Source organism: Phenylobacterium sp. LjRoot219 (assembly GCF_964252995.1).
Lineage (GTDB): Bacteria > Pseudomonadota > Alphaproteobacteria > Caulobacterales > Caulobacteraceae > Phenylobacterium.
The window spans coordinates 1,299,393-1,319,785 of record NZ_CAXUQI020000002.1 but is presented as its reverse complement, the minus strand read 5'-3'; the positions used below and the strand labels follow the sequence as shown (position 1 = coordinate 1,319,785).

Sequence of the window (20,393 nt, the reverse complement as noted above, 5' to 3'; positions counted from 1 at the left end):
TGGGGAGCCCGATGCGGTTCTCGTGCCTCGTGACCGAGGCGGACGGCTCGACGCCCACCCTGCCGGCGCGCCGCGCGGCGGATCAAGCTGAACAGCAAGGCATTCACGCTTGAGGTCCCCCGGTAAGGGCGTGTTAGCTCCACTTTGCGAGCTTCTGCGAAACAGTAGTCCCGGGGTGAGAGTGCCGCGTCCAATTTCACTAGTCGCCAGCTTGGCCATTCTCACTGTGTCGGCCGTCTAGTCTGTGCGCGCGCTCCTCACCGGCGCGGCGTTCGCGCTCTTTCCGCTTGTCGCCATGGCTGACCCTTGCACGGCCATTCCTGACCAGGGCCCCATGCCGGCCTATCTTCATCCCGACGCGACCTTTTCGGGGCCTGTGGTCCATGTGATCGACGGCGACGGCCTCTGCGTCGCCGTCGGGCCGGGACACAGCAACTGGGTGGAGGTGCGCCTGGCGGATTTCTTTGCGCCGGAGTCTAGCGACGTCGGCGGCCCAGCCGCCAAGGCGGCTCTGGAGCGCGTCGCGCTGGGCAAAAAAGTGTCCTGCCTCGCCGACAGGCGGACATATGACCGGATCGCCGCCCGGTGTTCGATTGATGGCCGGCCCGTTGGTGAGAGCCTCAGAAGGGCGGGTATCGCTGAGGGCGGCCGGGGGCTTGAGGTGTCCGAAGCGCCGTTCAAGCCGGTGGGACGCTCAACGACGAACGCGTGGCCAGCGCCGGCCCAGCCGTCAGCGAGGCGCGCCGGCGGCGCTAAGTTCTATTCCTGCCGCGACGCGCGGGCGGCTGGAGCCGCGCCGATGCACCGAGGGGAACCCGGCTACAACCCGAACCTCGACGGCGACGCCGACGGGATCGCGTGCGAGCCATACCGAGGTCGGTGACCGAGTCGGCTGACTTGGGGCCTTTCCGCTTCCGGGAGGCGATCTGGCCAGCGCTAACGACCCTTAGCGTAGTGTGACGGCACAATTCTGGAGCCTGCGATTGAGCGGTGTCGAACCGGCCTTATGCCTGCCGAGCGCGCTCGGACGTCGCCCTAGCCAAAAATCAAGCCGTGGTCATTTGTCGGGGCCGGATGTTCATTAACCAGTGCGAAAGCAACTTCAGCCAACGCTAAGCGGTCAACCTCTGCCGAAATCCGGGCGAGGCCCACGGATTAGGAAGGCTGATGCGCGTACTCTTGATCGAGGACGACAGCGCGACGGCGCAGAGCATCGAACTGATGCTTAAGTCCGAGGGTTTTAACGTCTACACCACGGATCTGGGTGAAGAAGGCGTCGATCTGGGCAAGATCTACGACTACGACCTGATCCTGCTGGATCTGAACCTTCCTGACATGAGCGGCATGGACGTGCTGCGCACGCTGCGCGTCAGTAAGATCAATACGCCGATCGTGATCCTGTCGGGCACGGCCGAGATCGAGACGAAGGTGAAGACTTTCTCCGGCGGCGCCGACGACTACATGACCAAGCCGTTCCACAAGGACGAGCTGGTCGCCCGCATCCACGCCGTGGTTCGCCGCTCGAAGGGCCACGCGCAATCGGTTATCCGCACCGGGGACATCGTCGTCAACCTGGACGCCAAGACCGTCGAGGTGAACGGCATCCGCGTGCATCTGACCGGCAAGGAATACCAGATGCTCGAGCTGCTCTCCCTGCGGAAGGGCACCACGCTGACCAAGGAGATGTTCCTCAACCATCTCTACGGCGGCATCGACGAGCCCGAGCTGAAGATCATCGACGTCTTCATCTGCAAGCTGCGCAAGAAGCTGGCGACCGCCGCCGACGGCATGCACCACATCGAAACCGTCTGGGGCCGCGGCTATGTGCTGCGCGACCCGCACGCGGCCGAAGTCGCGGCCTGAGCCGCGGCGCTTCAGCTTCAGCTGGACCTCGTGATCGAGGACGACATCGTCCTGTCGGCGCGGAGACCGTCCGGTTCTGCGTCCCGATCTCTGAGCCGTCAGGCGTGACCCCGGCCTAACAGCCCGCCGAGGTCGATGAGAACCGGTAGCTCAGAAACGGCGCCCGGCGTGTGCTCCTCAGACGAGCGGCTTGTCACCGGACTGTGCTCGCCACGTGTACGCCAGACATCTTGGGAGGATGTCCGCATCCGGCGGTCAATCGAGGGGGAGGTTCGGTGCGGCCGTCGATCGTGGCGCGGTGTGGGTTTACGGGTTTCAGCACGCCCGACGGGAAACAGCCGACCCTACGCGCGGCCTATGGAGGTGGCGCCAAGTGGTACCTCAGCAAGAGACGCGCCCCAGCCCCGCGCCTCGGCTCATTCAGAACTAAGTCCCCCTTTTTGAGCATGCCGCGCATGACGCTGCAGCAGGTGGGCATCCTGTGGTTGGGACCGGGATAACCGCCCACGAGTCGATGGAGCTGCCCGCTTGAAACGTCGACGAATGACTCGCCTCGCTCACGGGCGGCTTGCAGGAGAGCCTCCAGAGCGGCTCTGAACTCTCCGCCACTTAGCATAGTGGCTCCGGGCGGCTCCACCGCGGCTAACCGGGCTTCAAAGTCGGGAGCGCTCGGCGCGCGAAGGTCTCCAACTTCGGGCTTGATCTCACTTCGCGCCCCGCGCTTCGGCGCTGCGAGCCCATAGAGGCCAATGCCGAGGAGTCCTAAGCCTACAGCACCCAGTATGAAGCGCATGATTTCCGCGTCCGTTTGCCGTCTGAGCTAGCCCTCACAAAGTGAACTCGGAATGCCCGAGTTCCGTGTTTTGGCGGAGCCGCCAAACGGCTTCACGGCCTAGCACCAGCACATTGGCGCGGCCCCAAGCCAGACCGAGCCCGCCCTTCGTCGGCAGGCCACGGAGCCATCACACAGTCGGCTGCGCGTCCACAGAACATCGGTCTGTCTTGCATTGGACAGACCTCACGCCAAAGCTCGTTATTCATTGTGCGGCGCAACATGCGAGACTCACAATGGCCGAGGCCGCGCTAGCCGCCACCCCGCTCGATGCATCAGGTGAGGTTCGCATCGAGCGCGCGCGCGCGAGGCCGGCGTCACGCACGCGACGCGACGTAGCATCCGTCATCGCGACGGAGGCGCTGATCAGCAGCCAAGCAGGCGAGCCAGCCCGCCTTGGACCCGCTCGCTTCAGCTTTGGCCGAGCCTGCTGGACACGGCGCCGCGCTCCATCGCCGAACCGGCCACCTTCGCTACGTCGAGGACGCCCCGGGCTCGTACGTCCTGGTGCGCGCCTGACCTCAGGGTTCCGTTTGCAACTCCCTAGATGAAGGAAGATTCCTTGACCGCAAAACAGACCGCCGCCGCCTGGGCGGAGCCGCTGACGGCGCTCGCCGCCGGAATGAATCACGCCATGTCGTCGCTGGGTGGAGGCGACGCAGCACAGATGAAGGGCCTGGAGGCGATCTCCGCCTCATTCACGGCCGCGCTCTCCAGCGCAGAGACGACCCGCGCTCATCTGGCCTCGGCCAGCGCTCGCGCCATCCAGGGCCAGATCGCTGCGACAACCGCTTTCGCCAGCGTGAAGACGCCTCAAGAGGCCTTCGAACTTCAGGCGCAGTTCGCGCGTAAGGCCCTGGACGCCTACACCGCGGACGTGACCGCGCTGGGCGGGCTGATGATCGCGGCCTTCGAGGCAAGCCTCAAACCGCTGACAGAGCGCGCCGACAAACCCGCGTAGGCCGACACCCCCGGGCAACGCGAATGGCGGAGGTTGCGACAACCTCCGCCTCACGCGGCTGAATCTTCCTGGCTAGACGGTTCTCAGGAGCAAGCGATGCTCAACCACGACGAACTCATTCATCAGGCCGAGGCCGCCGAACGGCTCGCGGACCTCGTCAGCTATCGCGCGGACAAGGATCGCCTGCTCGATCAGGCGGCCACGCTGCGCCGACGCGCGGCTATTCTACGCCCGCCGCGAACCTTCCTGAGCGATGACGAGCTGGGCGACACGTGAGCGCTGGAGGCGCAGCTACTAGCCTGCAGAGCGCGACCGGTGCGCCTGTCCAACGACCAGTGCTGACGTACTAGAGATCGCGGAGCGATCGGCCCCGATCGCCCCGGTTATGCGGCCCGACCGGGTCTGAACCGGTCGGGCCTGCACGATCAAGCGGCCAGGTACTGACCTCCGTTAAGGCTCAACGTGGCCCCAGTCACATAGCCCGCGCGTTCGCCCGCAAGATAAGAGACAACGTCGGCGATCTCATCGCCACGCCCGAGCCGACCAACGGGGATCTGGTCGATGATGCTCTGCAGCACGTTTTCCGGGACAGCCTGAACCATTTCGGTGTCGATGTAGCCGGGAGCGATGGCGTTCACCGTCACGCCCTTCTTGGCGTTTTCCAGCGCCAGGGCCTTGGTGAAGCCGATCATGCCGGCCTTCGCGGCGGAATAGTTGGTCTGGCCGATCTGGCCCTTCTGGCCGTTGATCGACGAGATGTTGACGATCCGACCCCAGCCGCGCTCGCGCATGCCTTCGATCACCTCGCGCGTCATGTTGTAGACGCTGTCCATGTTCACCCGGATCACCTCGCCCCATTGCTCCGGGGTCATCTTGTGGAACACCCCGTCGCGGGTGATCCCGGCGTTGTTGACCAGCACGTCGATGGGACCTAGCTGCGCCTCGACCTGCTCGACCGCGCGTTTGCAGTCGTCGAAGACGCCAACATTGCCCTTCACCACCATCACCCCGAGCGTATTGGCGCACGCGTCGGCGGCCTTCTCGTTCCCGGAGTAGCCGGCGGCCACCTTGAAGCCGTCGGCCTTCAGCCGCTCGGTAATGGCCAAGCCGATGCCGCGAGTTCCACCTGTGACGAAAGCCACTCTCACCATCAAATCTTCTCCGTTAAAACTGGCGCCTGAAAGCAGCGCAGCGTCAGATCCGCTCGACGCAAAGTGCGACGCCCATGCCGCCGCCGACGCACAGGGTCGCGAGCCCCTTGTCCGCGGCCGACCGCCTCATCTCGTGCAGCAGGGTGGTCAGGATCCGCGCGCCCGAGGCGCCGATCGGGTGGCCGATGGCGATGGCGCCGCCGTTGACGTTCACCTTCGCCGGGTCGAGCCCAAGCTCGCGCACGACGCAGAGCGCCTGGGCGGCGAAGGCTTCATTGGACTCGATCAGGTCGATGTCGGCGACCGACCAACCGGCCCGCTCCAGCGCCTTGCGGCTGGCCGGGATCGGCCCGGTGCCCATGACCTCCGGGTCGACGCCGGCGTGCGCCCAGGAGGCGATGCGGGCGATCGGCTTCAATCCCCGCGCGTCGGCGTCCCTGGCGCTCATCAGCACGAGGGCCGCCGCGCCGTCGTTGAGGCCCGAGGCGTTGCCGGCGGTGACCGAGCCATCCGTGGTGAAGGCCGGCTTCAGACCGGCGATGCTCGCCAGCGTCACCCCATGGCGGATGTACTCGTCCTGGTCGACCACCACGTCGCCCTTGCGGGTCTTGATGACCACCGGCGCGATCTCGTCGGCGAACCGGCCGGCCTTCTGGGCGGTCTCGGCGCGGTTCTGCGAGCTGACGGCGAAGCCGTCCTGGTCCTCGCGGGTGATCTGCCAGCGGGCGGCGATGTTCTCGGCGGTCTGGCCCATGTGATAGCCGTGGAAGGCGTCCCACAGACCGTCCTTGATCATGGTGTCGACCATGCCGAAGTCGCCCATCTTGACGCCGTTGCGCAGCTGGGCGGCGTGCGGCGACTGGCTCATGCTCTCCTGACCGCCGGCGACGACGATCTTCGACGAGCCGTCCTGGATCTGCTGGGCGCCCAGCGCCACGGCGCGCAGGCCCGAGCCGCAGAGCTGGTTCAGCGACCAGCCCGGCGAGGTGATCGGCACGCCGGCCTTCACCGCCGCCTGGCGGGCCGGACCCTGGCCGGCGCCGGCCTGCAGCACCTGGCCCAGGATCACCTCCTCGACCTCGGCGGCGGAGATGCCGGCCCGCTCCACCGCCGCCTTGATCGCCACCGCGCCGAGCTCGTGCGCAGGGAGGCTGGAAAGGGCTCCGTTGAAGGATCCGACCGGAGTTCGGGCAGCGGATACGATGACGACGTCGGTCATGTGGCAGCTCCTGCAGCGCAGGACGCCTTCAGCAGCTCCCGCATGCGACAAGAAACCGCAGATCACACCGGTGTGTCTGTCCATCGGAAGACAGTGTCGACTTCGCACGCCCAGCCGGCGAGCGGCGCGAGGCGCCTGATCTTGTCAGTGCGAGCGATGAACTGGGGTTGTCGTAGGCCTGATGGCCCCCGCGCATTCCTAGCGTCGCCACGAACCACAACCCAGACGGGCATTTTTCTTGCAACCCGCTCGCAAATCGGCATCCATGAGCACGGGCTGGATCGTTAGCCGGGCTGTCAGGGGAGCAGACGCCGGCGCATGCGGAGCATGGAGCGTGCGACGTGATGTTCAACCGCGAGCTGGCGAATGGGGCCTTCGAGGCCGCCATCGAAGCGCAGAAAGCTCAGACATTAGAGCACCTGAACTCAGCCTTGGCCCCGGCCATCGAGCGGCTCGGCTTTCGGCACTTCGTCGCCGTCGATGTCCTCGGCGGCGGCGAGCAACGCCGCGTCAGAATCCTGCACGGCGAAGCGCACCGCGCCTGGGAGCAGCACTACAACGTATGCGACTACGCCAAGTGTGACGCCGCCATCGCGGAGATCGCCGCCAGCACCGAGCCGTTTTTCCGGTCAGAGCTCGCAAAGCGACGCGGCGGCCTGACGCGCCTGGACGCGCAGATCGCCGAGGAAGCGCGCTCCTTCGGCGTGCGCGACAGCCTGTTCGTGCCGCAGCACCATATCGACGGGGCCCTCAGCTCCGTCGTCTTCACGACGACGGAAGAGCTCGATCGCACGCCGTGCCTGCGCACCGCCGCGCACCTTCTCGCCGTTCACTACGGACTGCAGACCCGGCGATTACTGCGGAGCCACCCGCGGCGGACGTCCGGCCGCGGCGCCCCTGCGCTGTCACGCCGGCAACTCGAGTGTCTCAAGTGGGTGCGCGCCGGCAAGACTTCCGCGGAGATCGGCAAGATCCTCAACCTCTCTGCACGAACCGTGGACGCCTATCTCGCGGCCGCCTGCGAAAGGCTCGGCGTGCGAACCCGGGCGCAAGCAATGTCCCGGGCTCAAGCGGAAGGGGTCCTCCCCGCCTGATACTGTAGATCTACAGTATGGACCACCTGAGCGCGAACGTGTGAATCTGCCCTCGGCATCAACTTCAAAGACGTTTCCGCGTCAATGATCAGTCCTCAGAAACTCACGCACCAACAACCCCGCGCGGCGAGATCCTCTCGCGCAGGAAGTTGTTGGTTTCATCCACGCGTCGAGGGCTGACGCATGTCGCTGACATTGGCGGCGATGCTCGTTCTTGCGCAGGACTGCGCGCCCGCGGTCGCACCGGAAACCCTGCTGTCGGTCGCCAAGGTTGAAAGCCGGTTCGATCCCCTGGCGATCGGCGTCAACGGCCGCTCGCCCCGCTCCATTCGCCCGTCGAGCAAGTCAGACACCGTACGGCAAGCGGCTGACCTCATCGCCTCGGGCGCCAGCGTCGACCTCGGCCTGGCCCAGATCAACAGCCGGAACCTGGAGTGGCTGGGGCTTACGCTGGAAGACGCGTTCGATCCGTGTCGCAACCTCGAAGCGGCGTCCAAGGTGCTTGTCGCCAACTACAAGACGGCGGCTGCAGACCAACCGCCGCAGGCGGCGCTCCGGCGCGCCCTGTCGATGTACAACACGGGCAGCAAGACCCGCGGCTTCCATAATGGCTATGTCGGCAAGGTCGCCAAGGCGGCCGACTATGTCGTTCCGGCCCTGCAGGCTTCAGGAACCTCGCCGAACTCGGCCGGACACGAGCTGATGGACGCCACCGCCCACGCCCCGGAAACGCCGTCGTGGGACGTCTTTGGCCACCGGCGGGCCAGCCCCGCGATGGTCTTCTCATCACCCGCCAGGGCGAGTTCGGCCCCCGGACATCAACGCCCATAATCCAGGAGATCGTCATGACCAGTAATGCGCTCCTGCGCACCAGCGGAACCCTCGCCCTCGCCGCCATCTTCTCGGCGGCCCTATGCCACCCGGCCTTCGCCCAGTCGGTAGGCGGCGTCGGCGGCAACATCGAAGGGTTCCTGCAAAACGTGGTCGACCTGCTGACCGGCAACGTCGCCCGACTGCTCGCGGTGATCGCCGTGGTGCTGGTCGGGATCGCCTGGATGTTCGGCCAGATGGATCTGCGCCGGGCCGGCGTCGTGATCATCGGCATCATCCTGATCTTCGGGGCCGTGCAGATCGTCAGCATGATCACCGGCGGCGGCGGCAGCGTCTGATCGCGCGGGACGGGGAGGATGCTCGCCATGGACGATCGGCTCGTCGAAGACACGCTGTTCCTGGCCTGCACGCGGCCGGCGACGGTCGCCGGCGTGCCGATCGAGGCGATGGCCGTGAATATCATCCTCACCGGGATCGTCTTCCTGGCCGCCGGCGACCTCCTCTACCTGTTGATCGCCCCGGTCCTGCACCTGGTCTTCTGCGCGATCTGCAAGAACGACCACAACGCCTTCCGGCTGCTTTTCGCCTTTGTGGAGACCAAGGGACGCGCACGGAACGTCCGACTCTGGGGCGGCAGCTCGTGCACGCCCCTTCCGCTGCGCCGCCGCTTCAACCTCAAGGACGTCGCCCTTGCTTAGGTCGCTCGACGCTCCGGGACGAGGCGCTCGGACGGCGATCCGCCGCGAGCCCGACGTGCGCCCCTACCTGCCCTACGCGCGCCACGTCACCGATCGGGTCGTCGCCCTCGACACCGGGGCCCTGATGCTGAGCTTCCGCCTCGAGGGCGCCAGCTTCGAGACGGCGGACATCCAGGATCTCAACGACTGGCACGCCAAGCTCAACGGCGCCTGGCGCAACATCGCCTCCGACCATCTCGCCATCTGGCACCACATTGTCCGGCGCGAAGACGATCGCTATCCGACCGGGACCTTCCGCTCCCACTTCGCGCGCGACCTGGACGCGGCCTATCGCGCACGGGTGACGGCGCAGCGCCTGTACGTGAACGAGCTCTTCGTCACCCTGGTGCTCCACCCCGGTTGCGATGCGTCGGATCGGGCCGCGGCCCTCGTCGCGCGGATGCGAAGGAGCCCGGCAGGGCACGCGGATGTGGATCCAGAAGCGATCCGCGCCCTAGACGACGCCGGCCGCGATCTGGAGCAGCATCTCTCCCGATACGGTCCGCGGCCGCTGTCGCTCTATGAGCGCGACGGCCTCATCTTCTCCGAGCCCATGGAGATGCTGCGGCTCATCCTCACCGGCCGGCCCGAGCGCACCCCGCTCGTACGAGGACACCTCGGCGCGGCGCTCTACAACGCAAGGATCATCTTCGGCCGCGAGGCTCTCGAGATCCGTGACGCCGGCGACGAGCGGTTCGCCGGCGTGCTGGGGGTGAAGGAATACCCGGCGACCACGCGCCCGGGCATGTGGGACGACCTGCTCAGGGCCCGGTTCAGCTTCGTCGCCTCGCAGTCCTTCACCTTCCTCTCCAAGGCGTCCGCCCGGGCGATCATGGAGCGCAAACAGAACCAGATGCTGAGCGCCCGCGATCGCGCCGCCTCGCAGATCGACGGGCTCAGCGCTGCCCTCGACGATCTGGTCAGCAACCGGTTCGTCATGGGGGACCACCAGGCCTCGCTCCTCGTCTTCGGCGCCGATCCGCGGGAATTGGCAGACAACCTGTCGAAGGCGCGCGCCACGCTGGCGGATTCAGGCCTGGTCGCCGCCCGGGAGGATCTGGCGCTCGAGGCGGCGTTCTGGGCGCAGTTCCCGGGCAACTTCGCGCGGCGGGCACGGCCTGCAGCCATCAACTCGCGCAACTTCGCGGCACTGGCCCCCTTCCACACCTACCCCTCGGGTCGGCCGAGCGGAAACTTCTGGGGCGAGGCGGTCGCCCTGCTTCGAACATCGGCCGGCTCGCCCTTCTACTTCAACTTCCATGTCGGCGACCTCGGCCACACCTTCATCTGCGGGCCGTCGGGTTCAGGCAAGACAGTCGTCCAGAACTTCATGCTCGCGCAGCTGGAGAAGTTCGGGGCGCAGCAGGTCTTCATCGACAAGGATCGCGGGGCCGAGATCTTCGTGCGCGCCTGCGGCGGAACCTACCTGGTCCTGCGCAATGGCGAGTCCACCGGCTGCGCGCCGCTGAAGTCGCTCGAGCTCACCCCCGCCAGCAAGGTCTTCCTGGCTCAGCTGGTGAAGAAGATGGTCACGCCACCCGGAGGGGTTCTCTCGGTCCAGGAGGAGCGCCTGATCGAAGAGGGCCTGGAAGCCCTTGAGCCGATGCCCCTGGCGCAGCGCTCGTTCTCCGCGCTCCGGGCGCTTCTGGGGCAGCGGGATGCCGGCGGCGTCGGCGCGCGCCTTGAGAAGTGGTGTCGCGGCGGCCCGCTCGGCTGGGCGCTGGACAACGATATCGACGCCCTGAGCCTCGACGCCCGCTTCGTCGGGTTCGACATGACCCAGTTTCTGGACAACCCGGAGATCCGCACGCCGCTGGTGATGTACCTGTTCCATCGCCTGCAGGGGCTGGTCGACGGCCGCCGGCTGGTGGTCGACATCGACGAGTTCTGGAAGGCCCTTGGGGACGAGGCTTTCCGCGGCCTTGCCCAGGACGGCCTCAAGACCTACCGCAAGCAGAACGCCTTCATGGTGTTCGGCACCCAGAGCCCGGCCGACGTCCTGAGGTCCGACATCTCCCACACGATCGTGGAGATGTGCGCGACGAAGATCTTCCTGCCCAATCCCAATGACGCGGCGCGCGAATACGTCGAGGGGTTCGGCCTCACGCGCGAAGAGTTCCGGCTCATCCGGGAGGAGCTCTCGCCGGAGAGCCGACGCTTCCTGGTCAAGCAGGGCCAGAACTCCGTCGTCGTCGAGCTCAATCTCGATGGGCTCGACGACCAGCTCGCCGTGCTCTCCGGCCGCACTGAGACCGTCGAACTTCTGGATCGCCTTCGCGCCCGACACGGCGACGACCCCGCCGCCTGGATGCCCGCCTTCCTCGAAGAACGTCCGAGGCTCCCATGAAAGCCCGCCCCATCGTCCTCGCTGCAACGTTGGCCCTGCTCACCGATGCGGCCCCCGCGCACGCCCAGCTCGCCGTCTACGACGCGAGCTCCTACGCAAAGCTCCTCCAACAGGCCGAAACCGCACTCGGGCAGCTGGATCAACTCAAGAGGCAAGTCCAGCAGGGCCAGCGGCTGACCGACAGCCTCAACACCAATTCGAACGTCAACGCGATCGCCGCTCAGCTGAGCACGCCGCAACTGCGGCAGTTCCTCCCCGACATCACCAGGTTCATGGCTGCGGATCAGAGCCGCGACTTCGGCGGCCTTGGCGCCATGGGCGACCGTGCCCGCCAGATCCGCGCCGCGGAGCGGATCTACACCCCAGCCCACTCGCCAACCGACGGCTACGCCACCGAGGCGCTCGAGCGATCAGGCGACCGTATCGCCCGCGACATGGCGCTTGGCGAGAGCGTCAGCGCCGTCGGAGCTCAGCGGCTCCAGGGTCTCGAAGAGCTTCGCCAGTCCCTGGACACCGCCACGGACGCGCGCGCGGTGTTCGACATCCAGGCCCGCATCGCGGCGGAAAACGCCCTCATCCAGAACGACCAGATGCGCCTGCAGGGCATGGCCATGGTGCAGCAGGCGCAGGAGCGGGCGCAAGCTCAGCGGGACCGAGAAGAAGTCATGCGCGCAAGCCAAGAACGGCTTCAGCTTTACAGGCAGGGATTTCAATGAAGGGCACCCATACCGCAGCGCTTACAGCGAGCTTTGCGTTGCTTGCCTCGTGCAGTCCTGAGCCTCGCTCAGCATCCTACTTCGAGGCGCATCCCGGCGAGATCGCCAAGATTGTTTCTGCCTGCAGATCCGGGCTCCACGGTGGCGAAGAGTGTACGAACGCGCAAACGGCAGATGCAAAATTGCGGAGCGACGCACGCCTCGCCCTTTACAAGAGCGGATTCGAGTAGGAAGACGACGTGTCCTTCAAGATATTCGAGCCGGCATACACTTTCATTGACGATAGACTTGAAGTGTTTTTGCACGACCGTGCTTCCGACATTCTGAGCCAAGTTGAAGGCCCACTCAGAGTTGCGGTCGTACTCTACGTCGTCCTTTATGGCATTGCGATCATCCGCGGAGCAATTGCCGAGCCAATGATCGACTTCGCCATCCGCGGGATGAAGCTCGCAATCCTTTTTGCACTTGCGACAACCGTTGCCTACTCGAACTTCGTCACGGAACCGCTCTTCCGGGTCCTTCCTGAGACTTTGGCTCGGGCGATAAGCGGAAGCGACGTTCCGAATATCGGCGCCGCTTTTGACCAGTTCTTCAGTCGTGCAGCGTATCTCGGCGAAAAGGTCGGCCAACAAGCGACACCCGTAAATATCGCTCCCGTGATCGAGCAAGCCGCCGTCGTTCTAATCGGAGCAGTCGCGGCGGCCCTTGGCTTTGGTATAGTCACTGTCGCCAAGGTAGCACTTGCCCTTCTCGTTGCACTCGGACCGATCTTTGTCGGCTGCGCCCTATTCGAGACGACCCGCCGGTTTTTCTTCGGATGGCTGTCGCAGTGCGTAAACTACCTAGTCCTTTTCGCACTCATTATTACGCTTTTCCAATTGGTTCTGGCCCTCGTGACGAGTCAATGGGCCACAATCGATGGGCAAGACGCCATGGCTGGCGGGCTCTTGTTCATTGCCCTGTGCGTGCTCGGAGGCATCTTCTTCCTGCAAGTTCCTTCACTCGCGGCCGGCATTGCCGGCGGTGCCTCGACCGGCGTAGCTGACTTTTTCGCCGCAGCCAGTTTTGCTACTCGGCAATCGCGAGCAGCAAACGCTCAAGGGCCATCAGCCGGCGCTAGCCGTCCAGACTCCCAACGCGGGGGAACGATCAGGACTGCGAGAACGTCGGCATGATTTCGGGAAAGCGTTCACTCGCGCTCATGCTGCCTTTTGCACTCGCAGCATGCGCCAGCACAGATTTCGGGAAGCCCCGGACTTGCGACGGTCGGCACCGCCGACCGGTGAACATCCACGGCTCCGTGCTCGGCGAAATCCCACGCAGGGCGACCGCGCCTGAACCCCCGCCTGCGTCGAAACCCCTAAACCTTTCCGCCGCCCCGGCCGGCGGGATGTCGCCAACCAGTTGCTGAGGCTCCGATGTCGGGTGTGACCGCCGCTGACCTGAAGGCTTACTTCCAGGAGGCCAGGAGCTGGGACGCAGATCGGCTCGCCGCCGCCGAACGCTCCAAGCGGTTGGCCTGGGCGGTCGCGGCTGGAGCATGCGTCCTGGCCTGCGCAGCTGTCTGCGCGGTCGTCGCACTCGCACCTCTGAAGGCGGTCGAGCCGTTCGTCGTGCGCGTGGACCAGACGACCGGCGCCGTTGATGTAATGACCGGCCTCAAGGGGCAGGCCGACCTCACCTATGACGAGGCGGTCAGCAAGTACTTCCTGAGCCAATACGTGCGCGCTCGGGAGGGTTATCTCCCCGCCGCCGCCAAGGGGTACTTCCAGCAGGTCTCGATCATGTCGACGCCTGACGAGCAGCTACGCTGGGCGGACGTCTTCCGCCCCTCCAATCCCCGCAGCCCGCCTGCGCTCTACGGCCAGCAGGCCGTCGCCGACGTCGAGATCCGCGCGATCTCCTTCCTCAATTCCAACGTCGCAAGCGTCCGCTTCCGCAGGACGGTCCGCCGCGCCGATCAGCTCGCCAACAGTGACTGGGTCGCCACCATCAGCTTCTCGTACAGCAAGGCGCCGATGCTGGAGTCGGACCGACTGAAGAACCCGCTCGGGTTCCAGGTCGCGACCTATCGCGCGGATCCGGAGGTGTCGCCGTGAGGCTGATGCTGGCCGCTTCTCTTGCAGTGTCTCTCATGCTCACAGGCGCAGGCGCCGCGGTCGCCGTTGAAGCGCCGAAGGCAGGCCAGGCCGATCCGCGCATGCGGTGGATCGACTACAACCCGTCCCAGGTCTACCGCGTGCAAGGCGCCTTTCGGACGGCCACCCAGATCCTGTTCGGCCCCGACGAGACCATCCTGCACGTCGCCCTTGGCGACAGCGTCTCCTGGGAGGTCGCCGCCGAGAAGAACATCCTTTTCATCAAGCCCAAGGAACGCCAGGCGGCCACCAACCTCATCGTCACGACGACGAGCGGAGACCAGCTCCGCAACTACATGTTCGAGCTCGTCACGGCGGCTTCCAGCAGGCGCGGTGGCGCCTACTACCAGATCCGCTTCCGCTATCCGCAGGACGAGCGCGACCGCGCAACGTCGGCGCTCACCGCCGCCCAGGCGGCGGTCCAGCAACGGATCGCCGCGCTGAAGCTCGAGCATGGCGTCGTCGTCGGCGCCCGCAACTTCAACTACACGGTCCAGGGCGCGAGCGAGCTGCAGCCTTCGGAAGTCTCCGACAACGGCCGCTTCACCGTCCTGCGGTTTCCCGCCAACCAGGCGATGCCTACGATCTTTGCGGTGACCGCCGACGGAACCGAAAGACTCGTCCCCTTCGACGTCCGGGGAGAATTCGTCGTCATCCACTCCGTCGAGCGGACGCTGAGGCTCAGGCGCGGTCGCCGGGTGCTCTGCATCTACAACGACGCCCACCAGCCCTACGGTGTGAACCTCGGCACCGGCACGTCCTCCCCTGAGATCGATCGCACCCTCAAGGGCGCACCGTGGTGAGGAACCCGTCATGAACGACCGCGCAGACGGCTTCGCCCCGGAAGACCCTATCCGCCGGGTTCCGCATCTCGAGGGCGAACGCGCGATCTCGCCTGTCGCAGGCCGGTTCGGCGGCAAAGGAGGCAAGGCGGTGACCATGGCGGCGCTGGTCGCAGGCTGCGCCGTCTTCATCGCCGCCACCTGGTCAGACGGCGATAAGGCCAAGGACGATCCGGATCCCGCGCCCGCACGCCAGGTCGTGCCCTACGAGGGACCGGAGCCGCCGCCGATCCCCACCCTCGCCAACGCGGCCAACGACCCGAACGCGCCTTCGCTCACCGCGACGGGCGCCGCCGGCGCTGACGGCCCGCCAGCCCAGACACTCGCCGGCGCTCCGACGCAGGCAGAAACCCCTGAAGCTCAGCGAGCGGCGGCGCTGTCCGAAGCTGCGCGACGAGCGCCGCTGATCGCCTACTCCGTGGCCGCCTCATCGACGCACGCCTCAGGAACGGAGATGGCCGAGCCGGCGCGACCGCGCAGCAGCTCGCCAGGCGGGGCGACTGAACTCGACCGGCTGCGCCGCAGCTCATCCATCGGTGAGGCCCGGGCGGCCCATCTGCCTGACCGCAATTTCCTCATCGTCGCAGGCGCCAACATTCCCTGCGTCTTGCAGACGGCGATGGACACCTCCACGCCGGGCTACGTCACCTGCGTCATCCCCAAGGACATCTACAGCGACAATGGCGCTGTCGTGCTCATGGAAAAGGGCACCCGCGTGCTCGGCGAATACCAGGCCGGCATGCGCCAGGGTCAAAAGCGCCTCTTCGTGCTCTGGGTGCGGGCGGTGACGCCGACGGGCGTCGCGATCAATGTCGGCTCGCCGGCGAGCGACAGCCTCGGCCGCGCGGGCATCGACGGAGAGGTGAACAGCCACTTCTGGGGGCGGTTCGGCGGCGCCCTGATGCTGACGATCGTCGACGGCGGGATCGCCGCGGCGACGTCGGATCAGAACCAATACCCGGGTGTCGTCCGCCTCCCCTCGGACGCCGCCGGCATTGCGCTCGAGAACTCGATCAACATCCCGCCGACGCTGCGAAAGGCGCAGGGAACGGAGGTCTCGATCTTCGTGGCCCAGGACCTGAACTTCGCCAGCGTCTACGAGCTGCAGGCGCGGTGAGGTCATGGAAGACACCGCGGTCCTCGAGCACTACCTCGCGCCGTTTCGGCCGCACCTCGCGCCGCCGGACGTCACCGAACTGGTCATCAACCGGCCGGGCGAGGTCGGCGTCGAGCGCGCGGGAGGCTGGCGCTGGTCCGGGGAACCCACCCTCGACGAGAGGTGGCTCAGGACGTTCGCGCGAGCCGCCGCGGCGTTCACGACCCAGGACGTATCCGGCGAGGCGCCGATCTGCTCGACCGTACTGCCCGGAGGGGAGCGGTGTCAGATCGTCCTGCCGCCGGCGGCGCACGCGACTTCAATCACCCTGCGCAAGCCGTCCGCAGCGCCCCTCACGCTCGACGATTTCGAGCGCAGCGGACTGTTCGAAGCCGTGTGCCTGTCCAGCTCGGATCTCTCCGGCGTCGAGGAAGAATTGCTCGCGCTGCGGGACGCCGGCGACTGGAAGACATTCCTGCGGCGCGCGGTCGAAACCCGTCAGAACGTCCTCATCAGCGGCCCCACGGGATCCGGCAAAACCACCCTGGCCAAGAGCCTCGTTCAGCTCATCCCTGAAGACGAGCGGCTGCTGACGATCGAGGACACCCGCGAGCTGGAAGTGCCGCATCGCAACGTGGTCCACCTGCTCTATTCGAAGGATGGCCAGGGTCTCGCCCGGGTGGGACCCAAGCAGCTGCTGGAAAGCGCGCTGCGCATGCGACCGGACCGCATCCTCCTGCAGGAGCTCCGGGACGGGACCGCCTTCTTCTATCTCCGCAACGTCAACTCCGGACATCCCGGGTCCATCACCACGATCCACGCCGACAGCGCCGCGCTCGCGTTCGAGCAGCTCACCCTGCTCGTCCGGGAATCCGAAGGCGGTCGGGACCTGCCGCGCGACGACATCCGTCAGCTGCTGCACCTGCTCGTCGACGTGGTGGTGCAGATGAAGAAGGACGGCGGCCGCTTCCGCATGACCGAGGTCTACTATGACCCCCTTCGCAAGCGCCGCGCCCGGCCTTAGGGCGGTCTATGCGGCGACGGCCGCCCTGGCGCTCGCCGCGCTCGGCGCTGTGCTCACGGCTGCGGTTGCGTTGGCCGGTCTGCACCAGCTGCAAGCCGACCTCGACTTCGCCGCCGTGCCCCGCTGGTTCTGGTATTTTCGCGGCGATCCGGAAGTCCGCCGCTGGCTGCAGATCGGCGCGCTCGCCTCCGGCGGCCTGATCGCGGCGCTCACCCTCGGCGCCGTGCTCGGCGTTCGCCGGCCGCTCCATGGGGCGGCCCGCTTCGCCAACGAGAGCGAACTCTCCCGCGCCGGGCTGCGCGATCGGCAGGGGCTGCTGCTCGGACGCAAAGGCGGCGCCTACCTGAGCTTCGGCGGCTCCGAGCACGTGATGCTCTATGCGCCGACCCGCTCCGGGAAGGGCGTCGGCGTGGTGATCCCGAACCTGCTGAACTGGCCAGACTCCGTCGTCGTCCTCGACATCAAGCGCGAGAACTTCCTGGTGACCGCAGGCTTCCGGGCCGCGCACGGCCAGACCGTGCATCTCTTCGACCCCTTGGCGCCGGACGGGCGCACCGCGCGCTACAATCCCCTCGCCTACATCCCGCGCGAGGACCGCACCGCCACCCTGGACGAGCTCCAGAAGATCGCCGGCATGCTGTTTCCGGCGACCGACAAGGCCGATCCGTTCTGGGCGGAAGCCGCCCGCACCGGCTTCGTCGGCGTCGGCGCCTTTGTCGCCGAAACACCGGCCCTGCCCTTCACCCTGGGCGAGATCTTCCGCCAACTCACCGAAGGCTCGCCGAAGCTGCGGTTCCCGGAGGCCGTCACCGCCCGGGCGCGGGCCGGTGATCCGCTCTCGGCGGGTTGCGTCAGCGCGCTCACCGACTTCTGCAGCGCCTCGGAAAACACCTTCGCCTCGATCAAGCAGACCATCACCGCGAGGATGGGCCTGTGGCTCAATCCGCGGGTGGACGCCGCCACTTCCGCGTCGGACTTCGACCTGCGCCGCCTGAGAGGACAACCAACCTCGATCTACCTATGCGCCTCCCCGGACAACGTCACCCGCCTGGCCCCCCTCTACAGTCTCTTCTTCCAGCAGCTCGTGGACCTGAACTGCCGGGAGCTGCCCGCACCGGGCGAGGTTCGCCAGGTGCTGCTGTTGCTGGACGAGTTCGCCAGGCTCGGGCACGCCGGCGTCATCGCGCACGGCTTCAGCTTCGTCGCCGGCTACGGCCTGCGCATCCTCGCCGTCATCCAGAGCCCGTCTCAGCTGCGCGCCGAGTACGGCGCGGAGCTCGCCGACGAAATCATGAGCAACTGCGGCGCCGAGATGACCTTCACGCCCAAGCAGTTGAAGGTCGCCCAGGAGCTCAGCGAGCGGCTCGGCTACTACACCTATGCGTCACGCTCGAAGAGCCGCCCGACGGCGCTGGCGAGCGGCCGGCGCACGACCACGGAGTCCGACCAAAGGCGGGCGTTGATGCTGCCGCAGGAGCTGCTGCAGATGCCGGTCGACGAGCTGCTCGTCCTGCGGGCCGGCGCGCCGCCCGTGCGCGGCCGCAAGATCGTCTACTACCGGAGCCGCGGCTTCCGGCGCAGGCTCATGCCGCCGCCGGAGATCTCCGGCGGCACGCCTCCGGCTGCGCAGGCCCTTGGGAACGAGGCGCAGCCGACGTTGGCGGGACTTGCCGCGAACGTCGCCGCCATCCGGACAGCGGTCGACGAGATCCACACCGTGGTCATCCAACGGCCCATGAGCGAAAGCGAGGCCGCCGGCGAGACCAGCCTCTCGCTGCAGGACATCTCGCTCGCCTTCGACGACGTCGACATGGACGAGCTGCCCGCGGCCGGCGCGTCCGAGGACGAGGTCCGCCAATGGGTGTCGGCCTACCTCGACAGCGCCACGCTTGAAGAGATCCTCGGCGCGGACCCGCCCGAAGGCGACGGCGCGCGTCGCCCCGAACATGAGTTGCCCTGACGGCCTGGAGGAGACTTACGATGGCTGAAGACCGTGCGGATCTCGCGACGCAGGCTGTGCCGGACCTAGCCGCTGGCCGGTCTCCGCAGACCATTGAGCCGCATCCAGCGCGCGAGGCCCCACGGAAGTCGCGATCAGAGCCAGAGAGGAAGGAACTGCAGGAGGGCGATGCGGCCCGGAGCCTCTCCACCGCCCGTGGCGATCTGCCGGAAGCGTTGAAACGCCGCTACTTCAGCGAGGACGGCCGCACCGTCACCGCCTTCTTCTCGGGGCCGGGCGCCAAAACCCCTGCCTTCCGCGACCATGGGGCCAGGCTCTCGACGCACGACGTCGACCCCAACACCATCCGGGACATGGTCGCCATCGCCGCCCATCGCGGCTGGCGAACCCTGCAGGTCCGCGGCGACGACGACTTCCGGCGGGAAGTCTGGATGGAGGCGCGCGCGGCAGGCCTGCAGGTGCGAGGCTACCGGCCGCGTCAGCGCGATGAGCAGGAGCTCGAGGTCCGCCTCGGCGGCGCAAACCAGCGGACGATCTCGCCGGCTGAAGGGCGCGACAAACCGCCGGAAGCAACACGTCGCCCCGTCCAAAGCCCACCGGACGCAGCGCGGGCCGACTTCGACGCAGGCGTACGTGGCGTGCTGCTCGAAGCCGGCGAAGCGCCCTACCGCCGGCGACCGGGACAGCCGCTCACCCCATTCGTCCGGCTCGACCGGGGCGCCGACGGCGCCCTGGACGTCTGGGGCGTGGGACTGCCCGACGCCCTGGCCCGTTCCGGCGCACGCCCGGGCGACCAGGTCCTGGTCCGCCGCGACGGCGTGGACCGGGTTCAGAAGACCATCGAGGTCAAGGACTCGCGTACCGGCGAAACAACGCGCCAGAGGCGCGAGACGCCTCGGAACCGCTGGACGATCCTGGCGGAGCGCTTCAGGGAGGCCTCTCCCGCCGAGGCGGCCCGGGACCCCGAGCTCAAGGCCGCTCTGAGCCAGCTGGCGGTCGCACGCACCGTGATCGAGGCGTCACTCCGCGACCCCGAGCGCCAGGCGCGGGTCTATTCGGACGCGAAGGCGCAGGTGTCGGCGAAGCTGGCCGAAGGCCGCCGGTTCCGCGAAGCTCGCGTCCAGGAGACGACCGCCGAGCGGCCGGCGCCGGCACTGCGCCGCACGGACCGTAACGCGGCCGAGGTGGAGCCCGGACCGGAACGCACCCGCCGACGATAGGCGTGTGCCCCATGCGCCTGCGCTTTGGTCCCTATGCGGGAAGCAGCACTGAAGTCCTGCTGCTGCGGGCGCCCGACTACGCAGCCTGGACGATGTCCCACAATCCGAACGGCAGGCTGGCTAGAGCGTTCGCGGCTCTGGCGGCGGCCTTCGATGCAAGGGCGATCCGCGCGCCGTGCACATGCGGCGCGCCGGCCGCTGAGGCGCGGGCTTATCGCAATTCGACAGAGCTGATCCTGCTCTGGTAGCGTGCGCCGCACAGCTACCGCCCGACGCCGTTCTCGACGATCTCACGGGTTTCACAGCCGCGCTCGAGCACGTGCGCCGGACCTGCCAGCGAAGCGTGCGGCGCCAGCAGCGAA

Annotated in this window: 21 protein-coding genes; 19 read left to right on the top strand and 2 right to left on the bottom strand. The window is 67.1% G+C overall.

Annotated elements, in window-relative coordinates:
• The first annotated feature begins 334 nt into the window (after positions 1 to 334).
• From ACSQ14_RS24135 to ACSQ14_RS24120, 4 genes are all read left to right on the top strand, one after another.
• Positions 335 to 883: a thermonuclease family protein gene (locus ACSQ14_RS24135; RefSeq protein WP_436017323.1), complete on the top strand. Its 549-nt coding sequence runs from the start codon at positions 335 to 337 to the stop codon at positions 881 to 883.
• Between the two features lie 284 nt (positions 884 to 1,167).
• Positions 1,168 to 1,863: a response regulator transcription factor CtrA gene (gene ctrA / locus ACSQ14_RS24130; RefSeq protein ID WP_436017321.1), complete on the top strand. Its 696-nt coding sequence runs from the start codon at positions 1,168 to 1,170 to the stop codon at positions 1,861 to 1,863.
• A 1,379-nt stretch (positions 1,864 to 3,242) separates the two neighbouring features.
• Positions 3,243 to 3,656: a phasin family protein gene (locus ACSQ14_RS24125; RefSeq protein WP_436017319.1), complete on the top strand. Its 414-nt coding sequence runs from the start codon at positions 3,243 to 3,245 to the stop codon at positions 3,654 to 3,656.
• Between the two features lie 96 nt (positions 3,657 to 3,752).
• Entirely contained in the window at positions 3,753 to 3,932 is a 180-nt protein-coding gene (locus ACSQ14_RS24120; RefSeq protein WP_436017317.1) for a hypothetical protein, read from the top strand.
• Between the two features lie 149 nt (positions 3,933 to 4,081).
• Here the strand turns inward: ACSQ14_RS24120 and ACSQ14_RS24115 are convergent, their stop codons facing one another.
• Both ACSQ14_RS24115 and ACSQ14_RS24110 read right to left on the bottom strand, forming a co-directional pair.
• Complete coding sequence (locus ACSQ14_RS24115; protein ID WP_436017315.1) at positions 4,082 to 4,807, bottom strand: beta-ketoacyl-ACP reductase; 726 nt, start codon at positions 4,805 to 4,807, stop codon at positions 4,082 to 4,084.
• Positions 4,808 to 4,850: 43 nt separating this feature from the next.
• Positions 4,851 to 6,026: an acetyl-CoA C-acetyltransferase gene (locus tag ACSQ14_RS24110; protein ID WP_436017313.1), complete on the bottom strand. Its 1,176-nt coding sequence runs from the start codon at positions 6,024 to 6,026 to the stop codon at positions 4,851 to 4,853.
• 344 nt (positions 6,027 to 6,370) lie between these two features.
• Between ACSQ14_RS24110 and ACSQ14_RS24105 the strand changes: the two genes are divergently transcribed.
• The 15 genes from ACSQ14_RS24105 (at position 6,371) to ACSQ14_RS24035 (ending at position 20,279) form a co-directional block, all read left to right on the top strand.
• Positions 6,371 to 7,120 (top strand): helix-turn-helix transcriptional regulator, encoded by a 750-nt coding sequence (locus ACSQ14_RS24105; protein ID WP_436017311.1) that lies wholly within the window; start codon positions 6,371 to 6,373, stop codon positions 7,118 to 7,120.
• A 204-nt stretch (positions 7,121 to 7,324) separates the two neighbouring features.
• Positions 7,325 to 7,951, top strand: a complete 627-nt coding sequence (locus tag ACSQ14_RS24100; RefSeq protein WP_436017612.1) for a lytic transglycosylase domain-containing protein — start codon at positions 7,325 to 7,327, stop codon at positions 7,949 to 7,951.
• 14 nt (positions 7,952 to 7,965) lie between these two features.
• Positions 7,966 to 8,289 carry a TrbC/VirB2 family protein gene (locus ACSQ14_RS24095; protein WP_436017309.1) on the top strand — a complete coding sequence of 108 codons (324 nt, stop codon included), beginning with the start codon at positions 7,966 to 7,968 and terminating at the stop codon, positions 8,287 to 8,289.
• Between the two features lie 27 nt (positions 8,290 to 8,316).
• Positions 8,317 to 8,649 carry a type IV secretion system protein VirB3 gene (locus ACSQ14_RS24090; protein WP_436017307.1) on the top strand — a complete coding sequence of 111 codons (333 nt, stop codon included), beginning with the start codon at positions 8,317 to 8,319 and terminating at the stop codon, positions 8,647 to 8,649.
• Positions 8,642 to 11,035 (top strand): VirB4 family type IV secretion/conjugal transfer ATPase, encoded by a 2,394-nt coding sequence (locus tag ACSQ14_RS24085; protein ID WP_436017305.1) that lies wholly within the window; start codon positions 8,642 to 8,644, stop codon positions 11,033 to 11,035. The genes ACSQ14_RS24090 and ACSQ14_RS24085 overlap by 8 nt, the downstream gene beginning before the upstream one ends.
• On the top strand, positions 11,032 to 11,751 hold the full coding sequence (locus tag ACSQ14_RS24080; RefSeq protein ID WP_436017303.1) for a type IV secretion system protein: 720 nt from the start codon (positions 11,032 to 11,034) through the stop codon (positions 11,749 to 11,751). Before ACSQ14_RS24085 ends, ACSQ14_RS24080 begins: the two co-directional genes overlap by 4 nt.
• The gene (locus ACSQ14_RS24075; RefSeq protein ID WP_436017301.1) at positions 11,748 to 11,981 is read left to right on the top strand and encodes an EexN family lipoprotein; all 234 of its coding nucleotides are present in this window, start codon (positions 11,748 to 11,750) and stop codon (positions 11,979 to 11,981) included. Before ACSQ14_RS24080 ends, ACSQ14_RS24075 begins: the two co-directional genes overlap by 4 nt.
• A 9-nt stretch (positions 11,982 to 11,990) precedes the next feature.
• The gene (locus ACSQ14_RS24070) at positions 11,991 to 12,926 is read left to right on the top strand and encodes a type IV secretion system protein (protein WP_436017299.1); all 936 of its coding nucleotides are present in this window, start codon (positions 11,991 to 11,993) and stop codon (positions 12,924 to 12,926) included.
• 243 nt (positions 12,927 to 13,169) lie between these two features.
• Positions 13,170 to 13,850, top strand: coding sequence for a virB8 family protein (locus tag ACSQ14_RS24065; protein ID WP_436017297.1), 681 nt, complete (start codon positions 13,170 to 13,172; stop codon positions 13,848 to 13,850).
• A gap of 5 nt (positions 13,851 to 13,855) precedes the next feature.
• Positions 13,856 to 14,692 (top strand): P-type conjugative transfer protein VirB9, encoded by an 837-nt coding sequence (gene virB9, locus ACSQ14_RS24060; protein ID WP_436017610.1) that lies wholly within the window; start codon positions 13,856 to 13,858, stop codon positions 14,690 to 14,692.
• A gap of 10 nt (positions 14,693 to 14,702) precedes the next feature.
• A complete protein-coding gene (gene virB10 / locus ACSQ14_RS24055; RefSeq protein WP_436017295.1) occupies positions 14,703 to 15,848 on the top strand; it encodes a type IV secretion system protein VirB10 in 1,146 nt (381 codons plus the stop codon).
• Between the two features lie 4 nt (positions 15,849 to 15,852).
• Positions 15,853 to 16,851: a P-type DNA transfer ATPase VirB11 gene (gene virB11 / locus ACSQ14_RS24050; RefSeq protein WP_436017293.1), complete on the top strand. Its 999-nt coding sequence runs from the start codon at positions 15,853 to 15,855 to the stop codon at positions 16,849 to 16,851.
• Complete coding sequence (locus ACSQ14_RS24045) at positions 16,817 to 18,811, top strand: type IV secretory system conjugative DNA transfer family protein (protein WP_436017291.1); 1,995 nt, start codon at positions 16,817 to 16,819, stop codon at positions 18,809 to 18,811. The genes virB11 and ACSQ14_RS24045 overlap by 35 nt, the downstream gene beginning before the upstream one ends.
• A 20-nt stretch (positions 18,812 to 18,831) precedes the next feature.
• On the top strand, positions 18,832 to 20,031 hold the full coding sequence (locus ACSQ14_RS24040; RefSeq protein WP_436017289.1) for an LPD7 domain-containing protein: 1,200 nt from the start codon (positions 18,832 to 18,834) through the stop codon (positions 20,029 to 20,031).
• An 11-nt stretch (positions 20,032 to 20,042) separates the two neighbouring features.
• On the top strand, positions 20,043 to 20,279 hold the full coding sequence (locus ACSQ14_RS24035) for a hypothetical protein (RefSeq protein WP_436017287.1): 237 nt from the start codon (positions 20,043 to 20,045) through the stop codon (positions 20,277 to 20,279).
• The last annotated feature ends 114 nt before the right edge of the window (positions 20,280 to 20,393 follow it).